We start from the raw sequence: 18744 nt of genomic DNA, 5'->3' as shown, positions 1-18744 counted from the left end.
GCACCATGTAATGAACAGTTTGGGTTAATTACATTTTTGATATTTACAAGATAGCCAAGCTTATATACTATCTACCTCATTGCTGCGGAGGGGTGGCAGAGTGGCCGAATGCACTGGTCTTGAAAACCAGCAGGGGTTAATAGCTCCTCGAGAGTTCAAATCTCTCCTCCTCCGCCATCTATATAGAAAAGCCGGTACTTATTCATTTAAGTACCGGCTTTTTGCTTTCTAGGATAATACCAAGACTAAGCTAAAAGTTTGGAATCCCATTGCCAGAAAAGCTCACTTTAATGTTATCAATGGTACTGAGATCGATATCTTCCCAATTATTTAATTTTATGGTCCAAGTTGTAAAAGGCGTTGGCATAAAATAGTTTAGCGCATAATCAGATGCTATCGCACCACTTGTTAGCACATCCACCTCTTGTGTTTGGCTATTGACTAGATTGTAAATGATTCTTCTAAACAATGGCATGGCTGTAAAAGTGTAGTGATCTTGATATCTTCTATCTTGATAAGTACCACTCGATAGTAGGTCAATATTATACAAACCTGTCGGTAGTTCAGTTCCCTCTATCAATACACTGACTTCATCTAACCTGACTCTATCAAAATCTGCAAATATGGTGCTATTCAAGGGTAGGGTAAAGTGTAAAATACCAGTATTTTTAAATTCAGCTAATTTATCGAGGTCATTTATGTTATGTGTAATTGACGAAAAGTCTTGTGGACGAGGGTAAAATCGATCCAGACTAGCCGCTTCCTGCTCACGCATAAAAGCAAGATCTCGTGTATAGGCAGCAAATGACTTGTTTAAAGAAGCAGTGACAACACTCTCTTCTAAAGACCAGTAAGCAAACGCAGATTGATAATTGGCAAGGGCGATAAACATAGGGCGTTTAAGGTTGCTTAAGGTTCTGAAAAATGCGTCTTCTAACGCGTTGGCAGCACTGGCATCGTCATCAATTGACGCAATAAGCGCTGATACCCGGTTGATATTCGCCGCATTAACTTGGCTCGCAATTCTTAAATCAATCTGTCTCGATAACTCTTGAGCTAAATTAATCTCTGTTGCTGAAATCGCTTTTGCTTGCGCTGCAAGCCTTTCTAGCTCTGCAAGATATGGCGTAGCCCCCGGAACGCCAGCGCTAATCACTGGTGCAAAGTTAGCGCGAGCATCAATGAGGAATTCATCCCACACTAGGTTAGATGCTTCCAGCGTTGGTACTGTATGCTGGATCGAATTATAGAATTTTGCGATATCATCGACCACAACTTGATATTTAACATCGTTAGAGAAAGAGTTGACAGCTGCTAGTGATTCTTGAATCTCACGCTGTTTTTTCGCAATATAATCTAATTGTTTCTTTAACAGGATTATTTTTGTGCCTAAGTCTGGCAGAGTTGCTACAAATTTAATTAAACCACTCGGATCGCCGCCAGCAGAACCTGCAATCGCGGTACCGGCATTGGCTATTGCACTGACTACATCAAACACGGTTTGTATGGTTGCACGGTCTTCAAAAGTCTCTAAACCTTGCCTAAACGCAATTTGAGCTTTAAGTATATTGGTATCCTGGCCTTGATAATTAGCCGTTTGCTTAATAAGGGATTCTCTTAATTGATTGACTTGGTTAACGGACCTTTCAATAATCGCAAATTCAGCATTACTGGCGCTTTGTAAATCTTCAAGCATAAGAACGGCAAGCTGCTTACGATCTGCAAGCACGATACTGCGATCAATATAGTTCTGATACTTATCTTCATAGGCGCCCATCGCATCTAAATAACTGGCATAGGTATATTCATACATATCATGGTTTAAGCCCGGTACATAATTGGGATTGTTGTTAGATAGTTGGATGAATTGCTTTAAGTTCGAGGCTTGTAAATAGAGTGACTTTAATTCTACGTTCTCAGCAATTGCGGCCGGCATGAACCTTAATACACTTTCAACCCAGTCAAGCATCATAATACTCAGTTCTGGATCGTTATCAAAAATAGCAGCTGCCATATCAAAAGAATGATTAAAAACCGCTAAGTACGGGGTACTGTCTATGGCGATCAAACCGTCGATTTCACTTTTTATGACGGTCTTATTATATAACGTTTCTGATATGGTATAAATTTCACCAAAACCATCTGTTGCGGGTACGACAATATCAAATTCATAACCAGACGGGAGTAGGGTTATCACGTTTATATTATCATTAATGTTTTTTGCAAATATACCCAAACTCACTGAGTTTGATGTTCTTGCATCTATATTCAATGTGACGGCGCTATCGCCGGTAATATTCCTCGCAAATATAAATAAGCGCTGATTCGTTAAGTTTGTGATAACACTTTCAGTAACAACCAGTGTATCTGCAACAATCACGATCACATTGGGTTTATTAGTCCCACTGGTTAACGAATAATCATTTAAAACTGTACTCAAATCTAATAACATCCCAGAGGCTAAATAAGTCTGCCCATCATTGCTAATTTTTTTTTCAGTCACGCTATCAGGTAAATTTTTAGGTGGTGCTAGCTTATAATAATTAAGCCAGTCCGTGGCGCTGGCGCTGAGGCTAAATAATAAACTGAGCGTAATAATAAAATGGTTTAAAACCTTCATCTTATGTCCTTATCATCATAGAAGTATGAATAATATTGATTGAGTTGCTATCGGTTGTAACCGCGCTTTGTCTAACCTTATATAGCGTTAGATAAATAGGACCAGACAAAGCGTGTTAATAAATATTTCTATTCCATGATCACATAAGCGTTCTGCGCAAATTGTCTTGCTTTGTTGCTTATTTCGAGCCATTTAGGTCCTACGGCTCCTGCAAGTGGGCTACTTACAATACCAGCGACCAGTAAGTTGGCATTGCGTAAGGCATCTTCACTGTCTAAAGAATTGAGTGATGTGGTAAGCGCGTCGAAATCACTTTCTAGACCTTGCCAATGCAGTTGTACCTTTTTAAGATGAGGTAATGCATTTTCAATATGCGTCAGCATTTCATTGATATTTGAGTGCGCGATTTCATAAGAAGCGCCAAGGTTAACCGCATGTTCTAAACTTGCATTTGCCGCATTTATTTGATTATTTACATCTTCAATCAAATTATCTAACCTGACTTTTCTAGCGCCTTCAATACTGCCACAAATAGTTAAAACAAGCGGACCACCTATTGCGCAGAGGCCAATATTACGTTTCGCTTCACTTAGATCGCTCCTGTAACCTGCTATTTCAGTGTTTAGTAGGCTGATGTTATTTCTTAACGTACTAATCGCATCACTGTTGAGTAATGTAGAAAAGTCACCTTCAATAACATCAAGTTGTGCTTTCTGTGCTTCAACCTCTGCGGAAAATTGTTTTAAATCCTCAACGGCTTTTGTTGTCGCCTGTTGCTGTTGATGTGTAAAGTTCTTTAATACATTTAAAAATGAGAGTGCTGCATCGCGATTGGTCGCGGCAGCGGAAAGGTTAAACGCGAGGGCATTTTGTTGTAGCTGGGTAAGTTGATTCATCAAGGGCAGGATAAGTTGTGGGTGTATCTCGCCGTAGTTTGCAAGCTGTAGCGCTAAATCAACAATACTTGGGTAAATGTTTGAGTTCCAATCATGACCTGACTGATTAATGTTGGTGAATTCAGTGAGCAAATTTTGATATTGAAACGTAAATTCATCATTAGCCGGAAATTTTGTGAGTGTACGTAAAGATGCTTCTGTTTTTGGCAATGCGACAGCCGCTGTTGCATAGGCTTGAATTTGATACCACTCTGCAGTTGAAAGTAAGGATGTATCTGAGCCAGTATCAAGGAATAATGAGTCACCTTCAAAATCACCTTGGAGCGTATCATAATCCAGAGGAGGAATTTCAGTGACGGTTTGTGCATGCAATAATGTTGAGCCAACAATAGATAAAGCAAGTAAGCTCATTTTGAAGCCACGTAGTCGTTTATGAGTTGTGTTTGTTTTCATTTGTCTGTTCCCTTAGATAAATATCATTTTATTTTTAAGGTTTAAGAAATATTAAGCCTTTTCCGCGATAGAAATATGCCAGAGCGGTATGATTGTTTTTGGAACACAGGTCGAAATTTGATATGTATCAAAAAGTTTTTATTATATTCAATATTATTTATGAATATAAAAACATTGATTTATAAGTGTTTTATTTTTATTTCAAATATGTATAAAACACAATTATTATTGCTAACGAGGACCGTTAAACACAGCTCGAATACATAAACAGGGGGAATTTAAGAAAAGAAATATAAAATTGTTTTTAACATTGTAAATCCAAAAATATCTCCTATGAGGCATAGTTTAAATGCTGACGATCTAGATTAGAACATTACTCTTTTATAAAATACCTAGTGAAAAAATCTATAGCTATATTTTTCTTTTCAGGTTATATATTCTAAATAGTATCTAAGATATTAATTCTTATGGTGTTAATTCCTATGTAATTAATTCACTATTCTAATAGAAGGTTGCTTTCATGACATACCAAATTTCAAATGATGTCATTTTTTGTAAAATGAAAGCGGATCTTAAAAGTCCAGAAAGTACACAGAAATTAAGTTCATCAGAAAAAGAAATTATAGACTTACTATGTCGTAAAAATGGCGCTGTTGTTTCTAAAGATGCGCTGAAAGTTATAGGCTGGCCTGGATTGGAGGTAACCGATCAATCCTTAACGCAAGCTATCTACTCGCTAAGAAAAAAATTAACGTTATGTGGTGCTGATGATGTCATTGCGACTGTATTTAATCAGGGTTATAGCGTTAAAAATGCGGTGCTATTATCGGACGATGCATTATCTTTACGACCGCCCCCTTTCTCTAAGTTAAAAGGCTACAAGTTTAAAATAGGTAAGATAAAAGCGAGCAATATATTGCCATTTTTCATTTGTTTACTCTTACCCTACATCATCTATGACCAGCTTATACACAGTGAACGGTATAATGAAGAATTGGGTTTCTTGTCTCCTAAAACAAGCTATATACATAATGGTAACTACCTTACATTTATCTCTAATGAGGATATAAACCAAGATAGAAAAGTGCTGATTGAAATGTTCTCGGATAAAATACCAACTAAAAGTAAGGTATTTTCTTTTATGACCAATGATAAAACGTATATTCTAGCTTGCCCATTAAGTGATAATGCCATTGTGTGTGACAGTACTGTCAGCAAAGTATTAGAATTAGCTGCCAATGAAGAGAACATCGCAGCTCATCAAGTGAATGAATGGTTCTCATTGCAACAAGGCATTAAAAGTGAACTACCGCTATTTACAGGGGTAATGATGAGCTCGACTAACTATATGTTTGTTGATGAACAGCTCACCGTAACGGATAAAGTGCGCTTCATTTTTGATTTTAACAATCAGGTCGAAAGCGGATTTAAAAACTTCAAGGCTAAAGACCAAAAATACGCAGGGAAGTATAAAGGCTCTGTATTATATTCAAAGGAATCAGATACAAAAAATACCTTTGTTAGCCGTAGCGGTGATTTTACGTTTAGTTTTGATCACAACGTCGGTACCACAGCGTTAGTGATGCAAAATAGAACGATAGACATCATCCCTTTTAATCAAATTATGAAAGATAAATGTAGAAAAAAAACGACAGAACGACGTGTCATTTGGAAAGTTGAAGAATGGGGGAATCAATCGTTGTGGGTATCCACCTCTTCTAATAAGATGTGGTTGTTTGAAGAAAACCCATTATATTAACTTTTACTTTCTGTGTTGCCATACTTAAACCACAATGTTACTAATAGTAACTCTATTCATTATTAAATATTCAGACCCCTTATGACCACTGCTAAGTTCACCCAAGGTTCTACTTTGTCTCATATTATTTATATGAGCTCGACGGGCGCTATCGGCTTAACCTGCCTCTTTTTAGTCGATTTATTGGATCTGTTTTATCTCAGTTTACTTGGCGAGCAACACTTAGCTGCGGCTGTTGGTTATGCGGGGACGGTGGCCTTTTTTACCACTTCTATTTCTATTGGTTTATCTATAGCGATGGGCGCGCTGGTGTCTAAAGCCTTAGGGCAGGGGAAGCGAGATAGTGCACGCTCGTATGTGATCAACATCAGCGTTGTGACCATTTTTGTATCCCTGATCATCATGTTGTTAACCTGGTTTAATATTGAATACCTGCTTGCTTTGTTGGGCGCCAAAGGTGAAACCTTACGTTTAGGCACAGTGTACTTACAAATTCTGGTACCTTCGATGCCACTGATGTCCTTGGCAATGGCGCTTGGCGCAAGTTTGCGTGCAGTAGGTGATGGCAAGCTGTCTATGTTATCAACCATAGGTGGCGGTATCGTCAACGCGGTATTAGATCCGATTTTCATTTTCGCATTAGGCATGGGTATCGAAGGCGCAGCGATTGCGAGTGTACTCTCTCGATGCGCGGTATTTGCGCTGTCATTTTATGGGGTTTATTCCAAGCATAAACTACTTGGCGACTGGTATAGCGATAGCTTTAAAGCCCAACTGCCGTTTATTATGGCGATTGCACTACCTGCCATGCTAACCAATATTGCAACGCCGATTGGTAACGCCTTTGTGACCCGTAGCATTGCTGAATTCGGCGACAGTTACATGGCCGGTTACGCCACGATTAATCGTGTTTTACCGGTGGCATTTGGGATGATCTTTGCTTTGTCTGGTGCCATTGGGCCTATTTTGGGGCAGAATTATGGTGCAAAATTAATTCCTCGGGTGCGTAAAAGCCTTAAAGACGCATTATGGTTTTGTACCGGCTATGTGGTCGTTGTCTCTTTCATCTTATTCTTAATTGAAGATTACTTAATCAGTGGCTTTAACCTGACAGGGGATGCGGTTGAAGTTGTGACACTGTTCTGCCGTTTATTAGCACTTACCTTTATCTTCAATGGCATGATGTTCATTGCGAACGCCAGCTTTAACAACCTTGGCAAACCAAAGTACTCAACCTGGTTCAATATGGGCAAAGCGACGTTGGGTACTATCCCGTTTGTGCTTGTAGGTGCTGAAATTGGGGGTGTTAAAGGTATTCTGATTGGTCAGGCTTTAGGGTCGGTATTCTTTGGTATAGCGTCTATCTACTTAGCTTTTAAACTGATTAAACAAACTGAATGTAAAACAGACCAGGATGCAATACTTGCCGATAAATTGGTTAAAGTGACTGAGAGGAATGAAACAAATCACTCGGTAGTATTTACAACCGCTAAAACAGCGACAGCATCTGCAGCGATGACGGATGTGGCTGATTTAGCTAGCGCAACGCCCATAACGACAACGTCTACGATCAATGCGCTGTCTTCGGAATGTTCGCAGTTTGGTATGTACAACGAAGAATACGATAGTAAAGGCTGTAACTTATTATTGGCGGATAATGATAACAAAGAAAAATAGCAATTATATATAATGTAAATTATACCTGTTTAAAGCGAGTCGCTTTGTTTGGTTATTCGAGTGGAATTAGTGTTATTACTTCAATTAACACAGTACTATTAACCTCGTATTCGTTAAACAAGTACAAGTAATGTCGAAGTATGTGCCTATTCAACTCGTTACTCGCATGACGTATTAATTAAAATGGAAAATTTATGTTGCATCAAACTGTTATTCAAATCCGCGGGCAAGTCAATAAATTAGTGCCGATCCCACTGCCGAAGCTGATTGAAGGCGAAGGCGCTATCACGCAAACTGCACAGGCATTAGCAGAGCTAGGTGGCGTTAAACCACTGATTGTTACAGATGCAATGTTAGTCAAGTTAGGCATTGCTAAGCATTTAACTGACGCGTTAGATGCTGCAAATATTGCTTATTCACTGTTTGATCAAGTCACGCCAGATCCAACGTTACCGCTTATCGCCAATGGCTGGAAACAGTATAAGCAAGATGGCTGTGATAGTGTGATCGCATTAGGTGGTGGTTCACCAATGGATTGCGCAAAAGCGATTGCAGCAGCAGCCGTTAAAAATGTAGATGCGAGAAAGTTGGTTGGTCTATTACGTGTGCGTAAAGCATTACCCCCCTTTGTCGCGATTCCAACAACGGCAGGCACAGGTTCTGAAGCGACAGTTGTTGCTGTTGTGACTGACCCAGATAAAAAGCAAAAGTTTACCATCGTCGACCCAAGCTTAGTGCCAGCTGTTGCTATTCTAGATCCATTATTAATGCTTGGACTTCCGGCTAAAATTACCGCTGAAACAGGCATTGATGCATTAACACACGCGGTTGAATCATATATTGGTTATTATGCGACAGAGCAAACCAAAGCGTATGGTTATGATGCGGTGAAACGTATTTTTGAAAACTTGCCGAAAGCCTATGCTGATGGCAGTGATATTGAAGCACGACGCCAAATGTCGATTGCCAGTTTTAATGCTGGCGTTGCGTTTACTCGAGCTTCGATTGGTTATGTGCATGCGATTGCCCATCAAATGGGGGGTTATTATCATGTGCCACACGGACTTGCTAATGCTGTTATTTTACCGCACATCCTTGATTTTTCGTTCGAGAATGCATTGTGCCGTTATGCTGAATTAGCGATTGCAGCAGGATTAGCGAGTAAAGAAGATACGCAAGTTGCAGCAGCGCATAAGTTTGTTGCGGGTGTGAAAGCATTGAATAAAACATTAAATATTCAAGCCGACTTCCCAGAGCTTAAAGCGAATGATATTCCAGAACTTGCTAAACGTGCTGTACGTGAAGCATATTGTGATTACCCTGTGCCAAAATTGATGAATAGAGCACAGTGTGAAGCCTTATTGCATAAGCTAGTTGCTGTATAGATTAGGATATAATAGCGGTATAAGCTGTTGCATAAACGGTAGCCGCTAAGCCAAAAGCTAAGATGACATTCATAACACGCTAATATCGGTTATGAATGTCATGAACTATTTATTGAAGTCTCTATTGAAGCCTCACGTCACACTGATTAATCGTCGCGTGTGAGTACTTCAAGTAATTCAATTTCAAAGCTAAGGTCTGAATGCGCTGGGATCACTGTGCCCATGCTACGTTCACCATAAGCTAATGCTGATGGTACACACAGTTTACGTTTACCGCCAACCTTCATGCCCATAATGCCTTGATCCCAGCCTTTAATAACACGGCCAGTACCAATCACACATTGAAACGTTTTACCTTTGTCGTAAGTCGAATCGAATTGCGTGCCATCGCTCAGAAAACCACGATATTGAGTCGTGATCAACGCGCCTTTTACCGCTTCTTTACCATCACCAATGACGATGTCTGTTATTTGTAGTCCGTTTTCTTGTAGTTTAGTTTTGTGTTCAGTCATGTTCAGTCTCATGTTGTGCAAAGTGTACAAAATTCAAAAGTGTGCAAAGTATTGAAAATAGGAAGGCTATTGATTTAATGCTTGGCGTAAAAAACCTTGGTTATCCGCTAACTGTCGACTTGCGGTCGCATAATCAACTTCATTTAATTCCATGAGGATAGCTGATTTCACGTGCTGATTCGCGGCAATTAATAGTGTTTTTGCGCGTTCACGTTCTACACCCGTCACATCCATAATGATATTTTCACTGCGGGTGATTAGTTTTTCATTCGAAGTTTTCACATCAACCATCAGGTTTTGATACACCTTTCCGGTTCTGACCATCGCGCCTGTACTGAGCATATTCAGCACTAGCTTTTGTGCAGTGCCTGCTTTCATGCGGCTTGAGCCTGTTAAGACTTCAGCGCCAACCACGGGGGTAATGGCAATCTTCGCGATACTCGATATCGGGGCGTCGTTATTACAGCTAATTGCAATCGTGTCACAACCTACATTATTCGCAAACGATAAACCACCGATCACATAAGGCGTGCGCCCAGATGCTGCGATACCTACCACCACATCTTGCGGGGTTAATTGGATCCGCTCTAAGTCGATCTGTGCCATGTTTAAATCGTCTTCAGCGCCTTCTTGTGCTTTAAACATCGCCGCTTCACCACCGGCAATAATACCTTGTACCTGCTGGTGGCCAACACCAAAGGTCGGTGGACATTCAGAGGCATCAAGCACACCTAAACGGCCTGACGTCCCTGCGCCAATATAAATTAATCGACCATTTTGTTGAAATGCATGGGCAATAACATCAATAGCGGCAGCAATTAGCGGTAATTCGAGTTTAATGGCGTGACTGACTTTTTCATCTTCACTGTTGAATAGCTTAACAAGTTCTAATGTTGAAAGTTGATCCAGGTTAGCACTTGCTAAATTTCTTTGTTCTGAAGTAAGCGATTTTATATCCATAATAACTACACTCATACAACACAAGACGCGGGGTCTAATGAAAGGATTGATGGTGATGATTCTAAAACAGAAATGTAGAGAATGCTAGCGGGTTTATCACGCGGGGTAATCCTGCTGATCATCGTGGTGAATAGTGTATTCGCCAGTGACGTCATGCATAACAAAAGGCATAAAAATAAGCCCATTTTATGCGCGGGTGAAAATAGCTCGATCAGTCAATTACAAGGGCAGGGCAAGCGTTCGCCTGAAGTTAAAAATAAAGCTGAGGATAAAGGCAAACGTACATATCGCAGTGATCGGGCATTTACAGTGCAAGGGTGGGTGACTAAGTTGAAACGCGGTCAAGATCCGGGGTTCTTTATGCAGCAAAGTTCCAAGCCCAAATTGAGTCTTGCTTCAACGGGGATCTTTGTCAGTACAGATAAACTTGCAAATATCACACCTAATAGCAGCGTGTGCGTGACTGGCGTTGTAGAAGAATATTATGGCATGACGCGATTACGTCCGACGTCTCATACAAAAAATGTGCATATAAAGACGATGCAAACTGGCAGTGTACAAACAGTAGCGAGTAATATAGCGCCAACCGATATCATCTCGGCCACAGCTGATGCTAATTTTAGTGACACATTAGAGCGTTATGAAGGCATGAAAGTCCGCGTGGCAAGCATCACCAATATGCGCGTAACCAAACCTTTATATTATGAGCGGCGTTGGCGACGTTATAACATTATTCTCAGTCACAAGCAGATTAACATCCACCCAAATACCACGGCCTTTCCTGCTAGCATTGCAGCTGACGCACTCGCGTTAAACAATAAGCAACGGCGATTATATGTGCAGTTAGAAGCTGGCTTATCTGCGCTCTCAGACTTGGATTACATGCGGGTCAATGACAAAGTAACGGGAATTGTTGGCGTGCTAACGTTTAGTTATGGCGAGTATCGGTTGCTGGTGGATAATGGCTTGGCACAAGCTCGTTTTTTGCATGAAAGTACGCATCATAGTGACAGGCATGGTAGTAATCGACATAGCAGCGACAGACAGCCGTTAGCTGTGCGCGACAGGGATAACCTGCGCATTGCCAGTTTCAATTTACTTAATTACTTCAATCGCGAAGCGGGTGGCGTGAATAACCCGTTAAGGCAAAATCGTGGTGCTAAAACCTTGTCGGCACTGCATAAGCAAGAAATAAAACTGCGAGATACCTTACTCGCATTAGACGCTGATTTCATTGGTTTGATGGAAATGGAGAATAATGGCTTTGGCCAGAATTCAGCAATCAGGCGGTTATTAGACCTGGTGAATCGGGGAATAACTGACCCCAGTAAACATTATGCCTTGATCAAACCTGATAAAGCAGACTTACATCAGAACTATTATCTCGGTACTGGCGCAATCACCGTCGCTGGTTTTTATCGCCCGCGTAAACTAAAACTGGTTAATACCCGTGTTATTCCGTTGCCGATACAACGTCATCGCCTTGGTTACGCTTATCATCGACCTGCACTGACACCGACATTTACCCGTATGGATAGCACGAATAACAATAACAGACTGACCATAAGCGTGAACCATTTCAAATCCAAGGGATCTAAATGTGTTGAAGACAAACGCGGTGCGGCCACACTGAAAAAACAAAAGACTCAGCGTCATAAAGATCCACAATCATTACGCGCATGGCAAAAGGCGAAACACAAATTAGCACAAGGTAGGCAGGGCAATTGCGCGCAATTCAGAGCCTCAGCGGCAAGTGTATTGGGGCAAGCGTTAGCGGCTGTACCAGGCAGCAAGATTATTTTAGGTGACTTGAACAGTTACCCGAAAGAAGACCCCTTGTTAGTGTTAACAGACTATGATCCTACGCGTTATAGCTATTATAAAATAGCCCACAGTGAACACAATTACTTGGGTAAAAGCTTATTGGCGCTGCATACCGACACTGGATTTGGTTATCACGATCCATTCGACAATCAGCCAGATGTGAATTGGACCTATTCTTTTAAAGCGCCAGGGCGATTGGATTATATTTTACTGAGTCCTGATCTGGTGCCGAGCTTAGTAAAGAAAAAGGTGTGGCATATCAATGCCGCAGAGAGCTATTTGATTAATAACGCGAAAACTATTTTTTCTGCAAGTCACGAAGTTTTTTCTTCTTCAGATCACGATCCTATCTTTATTGACCTGAAATAAAGGGCATTTATTTATATAATATAGCGCATTAATAACCAAATGGTGGTATAACCTTGTGTTATGAAGGATGTATATTGAGTTGTTTTTATCTGGTGTACGATGACAAAAAAATTAACCTACCAAGAATTAGAATTGCAAATCGAAGAGCTTAAAGCTCAGTCGGCTGATCTACAATCACAGCTGGAGATAGCTAAGGAGTCTGCAACTCAATCTCGTGAGACCGCGCGATTATTGCAAACATTAGTTGATACGATACCTAGCCCATTGTTTTATAAAAATATTAATGGTGTCTACGAGCAGTGTAATGCTGCGTTTGCTGAAACTATATTCGGTATTGATAAAGACAAGATTATGAACAAGTCTTTATTTGATTTAGGTGAGTATATACCGCATGAACTAGCGAAGATTTATCACGCCAAAGATCTCATCTTACTTAAGAATCCAGGCAAACAGGTTTATGAAACATCAGTAAAGTGTGCTGATGGTTCTATACGCATCTTTTCATTCTATAAAGCGTCAGTACTTGCTGAAAATGGCAAGATATTGGGTGTGGTTGGAGTGATGCTCGATGTCACTGAGCTAAAAAATCAAAAGCATGAGTTAAAAGAAACAAACCGTCGTTTAGAAACCTACTCAATGACAGACCCATTAACGAGCCTGTATAACCGCCGTAAATTTAACGCTGTGTTCCCAGACTGTTTACGGGTGGCTAAACGCAGCAAGCGCTTATTAAACTTTGCGATCATTGATATTGATAATTTCAAAAAATACAATGATAACTACGGTCACGTAGCTGGAGATGATGCTTTGGTCACGATAGCGGGGCTGTTACAGAGTAAGTTACTCCGCGCTGATGATTATATCTTTCGTTTAGGTGGCGAAGAGTTTGGTTTATTGTTTTATGCTGATGATGAAATTATGGCATCACAACTTGTCAGTGATATCCGTCTGGCAGTACAAGAACTGGCGATCCCGCACAAAGCGAACGACAACAACCGCTACGTCACTATTTCATTGGGCTTAGTGACGATTAAGCGTAGCGATAACAGTATGCTTGAACTGTATAAGATGGCAGATGATTTGCTGTATAAAGTCAAACGTTCAGGCAAGAATCAGATCTTAGCCAGAATCGTTTAAAGCCTGATAACTACTCGTAAGTCTATTGATAACTACCGACAAGCCGCGCAACGTGGCTGTGTAGTATATCGGCAAAATTCACTTCAAATAGCTGTAGTGGCCCTTCTCTAATGACCTCTGCAACAGCGCCTACAGAATGACTCATGTGCCAGCAGCCAATAATGACTTGCTGCACCTGTAATAACAGCTCAGTAGTTTGCTCGATACTTAATGCGTAATGTTCGTTTAGCATCACTGCGTATTGCTCAATAAAGTGCAATAGCGTGGTTTTGAACTCCCGCGCTTCATCAAGGGTTAAGTTACATTGTAATGCTGTATGCATGATGGCACTGAGCTTACAAAATAACGGATGCTTGATTAAGGTATTACAAATCGAATCGGTGAGTTGTACTTGCCCCATTTCAGTTTTAGCTGTCTGTGCTAAACGTTCGAACTCCTGGATATAAACGGCTAGAAACAGGGTTTCTTTGTTTCTGAAATAACGGTACAAAGCGGCTTTGGTCATCCCCACATCGGCGGCGATATGTTTTAAGTTTACCTCTTCATAACTCAGAGTTGAGAAACGTGCCGCGGTGACGTCCATTATCTGCGTTAAACGTAGTGCTTTTTGCTCTGGCGTTGTAGCGCGGCATTTAATAATACATTGCATTATGCTTGTAACCATCCAGCAATTTTACGGGTCATGAAACGGGGTGAAACCTTGCCAAACAATACGCCAACTTGGTTTTTAAGCCCGGTAACGACAATGGCACTGTTGCGGTTAGCAAGGGCTTGTTTTGCTACTTCAGCTGATGTCATTGCGCCTGCTTTGAATAGGTTTGAGTCGGTAATGTTGGCTTCAGCGGCAAACTCAGATAACGTTGGGCCAGGGCAGAGTGCGCTAACGGCGATACCTTGAGGGCGTAACTCTTCGTGTAATGCTTCAGAGAAAGACAGTACAAATGCTTTGGTCGCGTAGTATATCGCCATGTTCGGGCCAGCCTGGAACGCTGCGGTTGATGCGACATTGATGATGAAAGGTTTTACTTGTTGACGCATGTTTGGCGCTAGACGGTGAGTCAGCTCGACTAAGGTTGTTACATTTAATTGGATCATCTGCATTTGGCGTTCGAGCGGTAAATCAATAAAGCCCCCACGGTCGCCAAAACCAGCGTTGTTAATCAGGCCGTTGATAGCTAGGTTGTTAGTGCTGATCTCTGTCGCTAATATTTCACTGCCTTTAGGATCGGCAAGATCCACTGCAAAGCAAACCACGTTAATACCTTGCTCGGCTTGTAATGTTTTAGCGAGTTCTTCTAATTTGTCTTTACGGCGAGCCACTAAAATTAAATCCTGACCTGTTTCCGCTAATTGTTTCGCGAACTCGCTACCGATACCCGCACTTGCGCCTGTGATGACTGTATAGCTCATTGTAATTCCTTTTATCTGGTTAAATATGATCAAGGTCAATTAAGTGACCTTGAGTTACTTAGGCTATACGGTGTTGTTTGTTTTGTAAATGACCTTGGGTTATTTATATTTTGATACTGTAATGTTTAGTTCTCATATCAGTGCTAATTTTTTGCCAAATAAAGTCTCTATTTTGCGATAAAAGGTCTTAATTATATTTAATGTGTAACTTATGTGATTGATTTTTGAGGTCTTAATTTTTGTTTTTTATTTATAGAGACCTCTATAAATAAAACGCTCCATTTTGCGGAATAAGGTATTAGTTTAACCGGTGATTAAAAATGTATAATGCATTGATTTTAAATGTTGTTTTATATGTTAGAGTTGTTTTTTGATTGGCGTTGAGAAGAGCTTTATTGAGACGTCAGTATAATAAGCTGTTATGCGACTAGGAGAGTCCAGTGTTCGAAGTTGGAAAAATTTATAATCGTCGAACTGATATACATGGAGTTTATAAAGGCCAGCAATATGGTGGTATTGCAACTCCTGCAAATCACCCTTATGTGTTTATTTTTACCAGTGAAGCTGGTGAAGAATATGGTTATTCTGATGGCTTTAGCCCCGATGGAACTTTCAGATATACAGGAGAAGGCCAAGAAGGTGACATGATAATGTCTAAAGGTAATTTGGCCATTCGTGATCATCAAAAGAATAATAAAGAAATTCTTCTTTTTGAAGCTGCTTCTCAAGGTATGGTTCGCTTTGTCGGTAATTGTAATTTTATAATCCATCACACCGAAGAAAGACCTGATAAAAACTCAGAGCAAAGAGCTGCTTTTATATTTCACCTAGACATTGTTCCACAAACAAAAGGTAACGGAGTTGAATCTCCTAAAGCACCGTACCTAATAAAGCCGACAAAAAGTAAATCACTAAAACAATTACGTGAAATTGCATTAAGTAATACGCCAACTAAAGCAAAGGCAAAAGAAAAACTCATTCATGTAAAATATCGAAGTGATGCAATTAAGTTATATGCAAAAAAACGGGCTAATGGTCTGTGTGAAGGTTGCGACACTAAATCAGCATTTGAGACTAAATCCGGTCCTTATTTAGAGGTGCATCATTTAACTAGGCTATCAGATGGTGGAGCAGACAGCCCTGAAAATGTTATTGCACTTTGCCCAACTTGTCACAGGAGAGCCCACTATGCGTTGGATGGGGTATCGTTTAACAATGAATTAAGGCGCATTGCCAAAGCTATTGAAGCTAAACTTGCCTAACAAGTCATTAAAGCAGGACAAAAAACAGTTGGTTTTTGCTCCTTCGTCGCTTATTTTAACCAACTATTTTATTGCCTCTTAATGAGGCGTTAGATTTTAAACATAACCGGATGTATGTATGCTAATCGAGAACATAGACAAGGAATATTTTTCAACATTATTCATTACAAGAGCTGAAAGTATCCCTGTTGAATCTATAGGGCTACCTAAAAGAGCTTTAAATATAGTTAAAGCCCAGAAGGCAAAAAACAGTCACGAAGCCATTTCAATAATATTTAAAGACCTCCCTACCATGGATGGTATTGGAGAAAAAACAATTTTGGATAGTAAATCATCTATAAGACAATTCATTCAAACTGTAGAGAAGGCGACTGAGCCTCAATTGAAAAAATTGATAGCAGGTTGTGATGAATTGTTATCTTCTGCAAAAGGTAACCTTGTTGAAGCGTTTCCAGCAGTTCTTGAACTATATTTAACTGAAAAACATAAAAAGAACTATGAACGTGATTTGGATATTATTAATAAGAGGTTCGGACTTAACGGTAACAAGCAGTATACCTTTGAAGACATAGGTACTTTCTATAATGTTAGCAAGCAGAGAATAGAGCAAATTGAATCAAAAATAATAAAGCAATTAGCTCTATTATTGAAAGGGGAGCTTAAAACCAAAGGATGGAAGTTATGTTCTCTACTTATAGAAAACTTTAATGAGGCTTTAGAGTGCTTTGAAGGTTTCAACCCTATCCTGCTAAAAGTTGATGCTGAGCGTATTCTTCAAGATAAATACAATGAAACACTTCCAATAGAATATTTTAACTTATTTATGAAGGTATTAGGTTATACCAAAACACCTAGAAAGGTTCTTGGCTTTAGAGGGGAAATAACTGAATCATGGATTCAAACTGCAAATTATAAAAAGAAAGACCTAGAGAGTATATTTCAAGCATTAGATATTATTTATGACAATGTAGATTCTATTCCTATTTTTGAACTGACTGTTCTAGTTAAGAAAAAATTAAAAAAACCTTCTAAAACGATCAATCAATCAATTTCTATTGCAATATCATCAATAGAAGATATTGATTATGATGGTGAGTTTGTAACAGTTAAATTTTCAAGATTGAGGAGTGCCGCAGACAAAGCGTATAGAGTTTTGGAGTCTCATGAAAAATCTATGCATTTTTCAAAAATAAACAAAGAAATCAATTTATTGTGTAAGAGTAATAGTGACTTTACACCTATTTTAGAAACTAACTTGAAAAACCAAATAGTCGCAGATACACGTTTTACCCCTATTGGTAGAAGTGGTGAATGGGCTCTCTCAAAGTGGGAAAACACTTCAAACTTAACTATTATTCAAGCTATTGAAAAAGTCCTCCATTTATCAGGTAAGCCACTTAAGTTTAATCAAATAGTAGAAGAAATTGAAAATATCCGACCAGATGCATCAGTTAAATCATTAAAAGTTTATCTTAATGATCAAAAACTATTTACGAGAGTTGGAGTTAATGAGTTTGCATTAAATGCATGGCGTTTACCTGCCGCACAAAAGAGACAAGTAAACAGAAGTATTTCTGAATTAGAATTCACGAATGCGATTAAGGACGTTTTATTAACCTCAAACCCAATTGTTTTATCTTCCTTGATTAAATCAATTGAAACTACGACAAAGCTTTCTCAAGCTAGTATCAGACAAAGATTACTCGTAACATCAGGATTAGAGATCAATGCGCAAAGCGGAAAAAGATCAAAGCTTGTAACTTGTTCAAACTTAGACTTAATTAAACCCAGAATAAAACGAGTACTTCTACGCGATCGTGTTCAGGATGAAATTAAAGCTATTTTGTTTGAGCAGCCGAATATTCCAATGCTTAAAGGAAACTTGTATCTCGAAGTCTTAAAAGTAATTGAATGTCAAAGGCCAACGTTTTATCAGTATCTAGATAAAATGAAAGGTATCACGCAGTACCAAGAAAATAACAAATACTATGCTATGTACTCACACCACGAAACTGTTGAGAAAATAGCAGTTGATGTAGGAAAATATACATCAAACAATTTAATATTAAGTGCATTAGAAAGGCCTCTGGAAATGTTGACACTTGAAAAAGTTGACCTTGCCCTGTATGAATTAGGGTTGTTATTTGAGACATCACTTAAAGCATATTTAAAACAACAAAAAACTCTTGGAAAAATGACTGTTAACTCAAAAGATCTATCTAAACTGTTTTTAATGATTAACTGTGTCGTCCGTGAAGGTGTCGTAACAAAAGGACATCATTTAAACACGCTAAGAGAAGAAAGGAATGATAGAGCACATGGTGAAGTACCTAGCAAAGAAGAAAGGCACATTCTCTTTAATAAAGCACACTATATAGCCGATCTTTTTGTTAAATACATATGCATGTTTAAGCAAATGACAGCTTAAATAAAAATCTAACAAGTCGTTTAAACGGAACAATAATGGTTGGCCATCGCTC

13 protein-coding genes and 1 tRNA gene are annotated in these 18744 nt (G+C 39.4%); 8 read left to right on the top strand and 6 right to left on the bottom strand.

Going from position 1 to position 18744, the window contains the following annotated elements; translation table 11 throughout:
• Positions 1-86 precede the first annotated feature (86 nt).
• Positions 87-177: transfer RNA gene (locus JFU56_RS01445), tRNA-Ser, on the top strand.
• 73 nt (positions 178-250) lie between these two features.
• Here the strand turns inward: JFU56_RS01445 and JFU56_RS01440 are convergent.
• Together JFU56_RS01440 and JFU56_RS01435 are read right to left on the bottom strand one after the other, a co-directional pair.
• A complete protein-coding gene (locus JFU56_RS01440) occupies positions 251-2620 on the bottom strand; it encodes a hypothetical protein (RefSeq protein WP_198435507.1) in 2370 nt (789 codons plus the stop codon).
• A 128-nt stretch (positions 2621-2748) separates the two neighbouring features.
• Entirely contained in the window at positions 2749-3969 is a 1221-nt protein-coding gene (locus tag JFU56_RS01435) for an alpha-xenorhabdolysin family binary toxin subunit A (RefSeq protein ID WP_198435506.1), read from the bottom strand.
• A gap of 520 nt (positions 3970-4489) precedes the next feature.
• On the opposite strand from JFU56_RS01435, the gene JFU56_RS01430 reads away from it, so the two are divergent.
• The 3 genes from JFU56_RS01430 (at position 4490) to JFU56_RS01420 (ending at position 8790) form a co-directional block, all read left to right on the top strand.
• A complete protein-coding gene (locus tag JFU56_RS01430; protein WP_198435505.1) occupies positions 4490-5728 on the top strand; it encodes a winged helix-turn-helix domain-containing protein in 1239 nt (412 codons plus the stop codon).
• 81 nt (positions 5729-5809) lie between these two features.
• Positions 5810-7405, top strand: coding sequence for an MATE family efflux transporter (locus tag JFU56_RS01425; protein WP_198435504.1), 1596 nt, complete (start codon positions 5810-5812; stop codon positions 7403-7405).
• A gap of 194 nt (positions 7406-7599) precedes the next feature.
• Positions 7600-8790, top strand: a complete 1191-nt coding sequence (locus tag JFU56_RS01420; RefSeq protein WP_198435503.1) for an iron-containing alcohol dehydrogenase — start codon at positions 7600-7602, stop codon at positions 8788-8790.
• A gap of 146 nt (positions 8791-8936) precedes the next feature.
• On the opposite strand, the gene JFU56_RS01415 is transcribed toward JFU56_RS01420, so the two are convergent.
• Both JFU56_RS01415 and murQ read right to left on the bottom strand, forming a co-directional pair.
• Positions 8937-9302: an FKBP-type peptidyl-prolyl cis-trans isomerase gene (locus tag JFU56_RS01415; protein WP_198435502.1), complete on the bottom strand. Its 366-nt coding sequence runs from the start codon at positions 9300-9302 to the stop codon at positions 8937-8939.
• Between the two features lie 66 nt (positions 9303-9368).
• Positions 9369-10262, bottom strand: coding sequence for an N-acetylmuramic acid 6-phosphate etherase (gene murQ, locus JFU56_RS01410; protein WP_198435501.1), 894 nt, complete (start codon positions 10260-10262; stop codon positions 9369-9371).
• Between the two features lie 81 nt (positions 10263-10343).
• Here murQ and JFU56_RS01405 point away from each other — a divergent pair, with 81 nt between their 5' ends.
• Together JFU56_RS01405 and JFU56_RS01400 are read left to right on the top strand one after the other, a co-directional pair.
• On the top strand, positions 10344-12455 hold the full coding sequence (locus JFU56_RS01405) for an ExeM/NucH family extracellular endonuclease (protein ID WP_198435500.1): 2112 nt from the start codon (positions 10344-10346) through the stop codon (positions 12453-12455).
• Positions 12456-12554: 99 nt separating this feature from the next.
• Positions 12555-13592, top strand: a complete 1038-nt coding sequence (locus JFU56_RS01400; protein ID WP_198435499.1) for a GGDEF domain-containing protein — start codon at positions 12555-12557, stop codon at positions 13590-13592.
• 22 nt (positions 13593-13614) lie between these two features.
• Here JFU56_RS01400 and JFU56_RS01395 read toward each other — a convergent pair whose 3' ends face one another.
• Positions 13615-14241: a TetR family transcriptional regulator gene (locus JFU56_RS01395; protein WP_198435498.1), complete on the bottom strand. Its 627-nt coding sequence runs from the start codon at positions 14239-14241 to the stop codon at positions 13615-13617.
• Positions 14241-15002 carry an SDR family oxidoreductase gene (locus JFU56_RS01390; protein WP_198435497.1) on the bottom strand — a complete coding sequence of 254 codons (762 nt, stop codon included), beginning with the start codon at positions 15000-15002 and terminating at the stop codon, positions 14241-14243. The genes JFU56_RS01395 and JFU56_RS01390 overlap by 1 nt, the downstream gene beginning before the upstream one ends.
• Before the next feature lie 440 nt (positions 15003-15442).
• Between JFU56_RS01390 and JFU56_RS01385 the strand changes: the two genes are divergently transcribed.
• Together JFU56_RS01385 and JFU56_RS01380 are read left to right on the top strand one after the other, a co-directional pair.
• Positions 15443-16264 (top strand): HNH endonuclease signature motif containing protein, encoded by an 822-nt coding sequence (locus JFU56_RS01385; protein ID WP_198435496.1) that lies wholly within the window; start codon positions 15443-15445, stop codon positions 16262-16264.
• Positions 16265-16382: 118 nt separating this feature from the next.
• Positions 16383-18692, top strand: a complete 2310-nt coding sequence (locus JFU56_RS01380) for a sigma factor-like helix-turn-helix DNA-binding protein (protein WP_198435495.1) — start codon at positions 16383-16385, stop codon at positions 18690-18692.
• Positions 18693-18744: the final 52 nt, after the last annotated feature.

The organism is Moritella sp. F3 (assembly GCF_015082335.1).
Classification (GTDB): Bacteria; Pseudomonadota; Gammaproteobacteria; order Enterobacterales; family Moritellaceae; genus Moritella.
This window is presented reverse-complemented; position numbering and strand designations above follow the sequence as displayed.

Coding starts and splice junctions, on each gene's coding strand:
- JFU56_RS01380 (WP_198435495.1), top strand. CDS start 16,383: ATGCTAATCGAGAACATAGACAAGGAATATTTTTCAACATTATTCATT.
- JFU56_RS01440 (WP_198435507.1), bottom strand. CDS start 2,620: ATGAAGGTTTTAAACCATTTTATTATTACGCTCAGTTTATTATTTAGC.
- JFU56_RS01400 (WP_198435499.1), top strand. CDS start 12,555: ATGACAAAAAAATTAACCTACCAAGAATTAGAATTGCAAATCGAAGAG.
- JFU56_RS01395 (WP_198435498.1), bottom strand. CDS start 14,241: ATGCAATGTATTATTAAATGCCGCGCTACAACGCCAGAGCAAAAAGCA.
- JFU56_RS01415 (WP_198435502.1), bottom strand. CDS start 9,302: ATGACTGAACACAAAACTAAACTACAAGAAAACGGACTACAAATAACA.
- JFU56_RS01390 (WP_198435497.1), bottom strand. CDS start 15,002: ATGAGCTATACAGTCATCACAGGCGCAAGTGCGGGTATCGGTAGCGAG.
- JFU56_RS01435 (WP_198435506.1), bottom strand. CDS start 3,969: ATGAAAACAAACACAACTCATAAACGACTACGTGGCTTCAAAATGAGC.
- murQ (WP_198435501.1), bottom strand. CDS start 10,262: ATGGATATAAAATCGCTTACTTCAGAACAAAGAAATTTAGCAAGTGCT.
- JFU56_RS01425 (WP_198435504.1), top strand. CDS start 5,810: ATGACCACTGCTAAGTTCACCCAAGGTTCTACTTTGTCTCATATTATT.
- JFU56_RS01405 (WP_198435500.1), top strand. CDS start 10,344: ATGCTAGCGGGTTTATCACGCGGGGTAATCCTGCTGATCATCGTGGTG.
- JFU56_RS01430 (WP_198435505.1), top strand. CDS start 4,490: ATGACATACCAAATTTCAAATGATGTCATTTTTTGTAAAATGAAAGCG.
- JFU56_RS01420 (WP_198435503.1), top strand. CDS start 7,600: ATGTTGCATCAAACTGTTATTCAAATCCGCGGGCAAGTCAATAAATTA.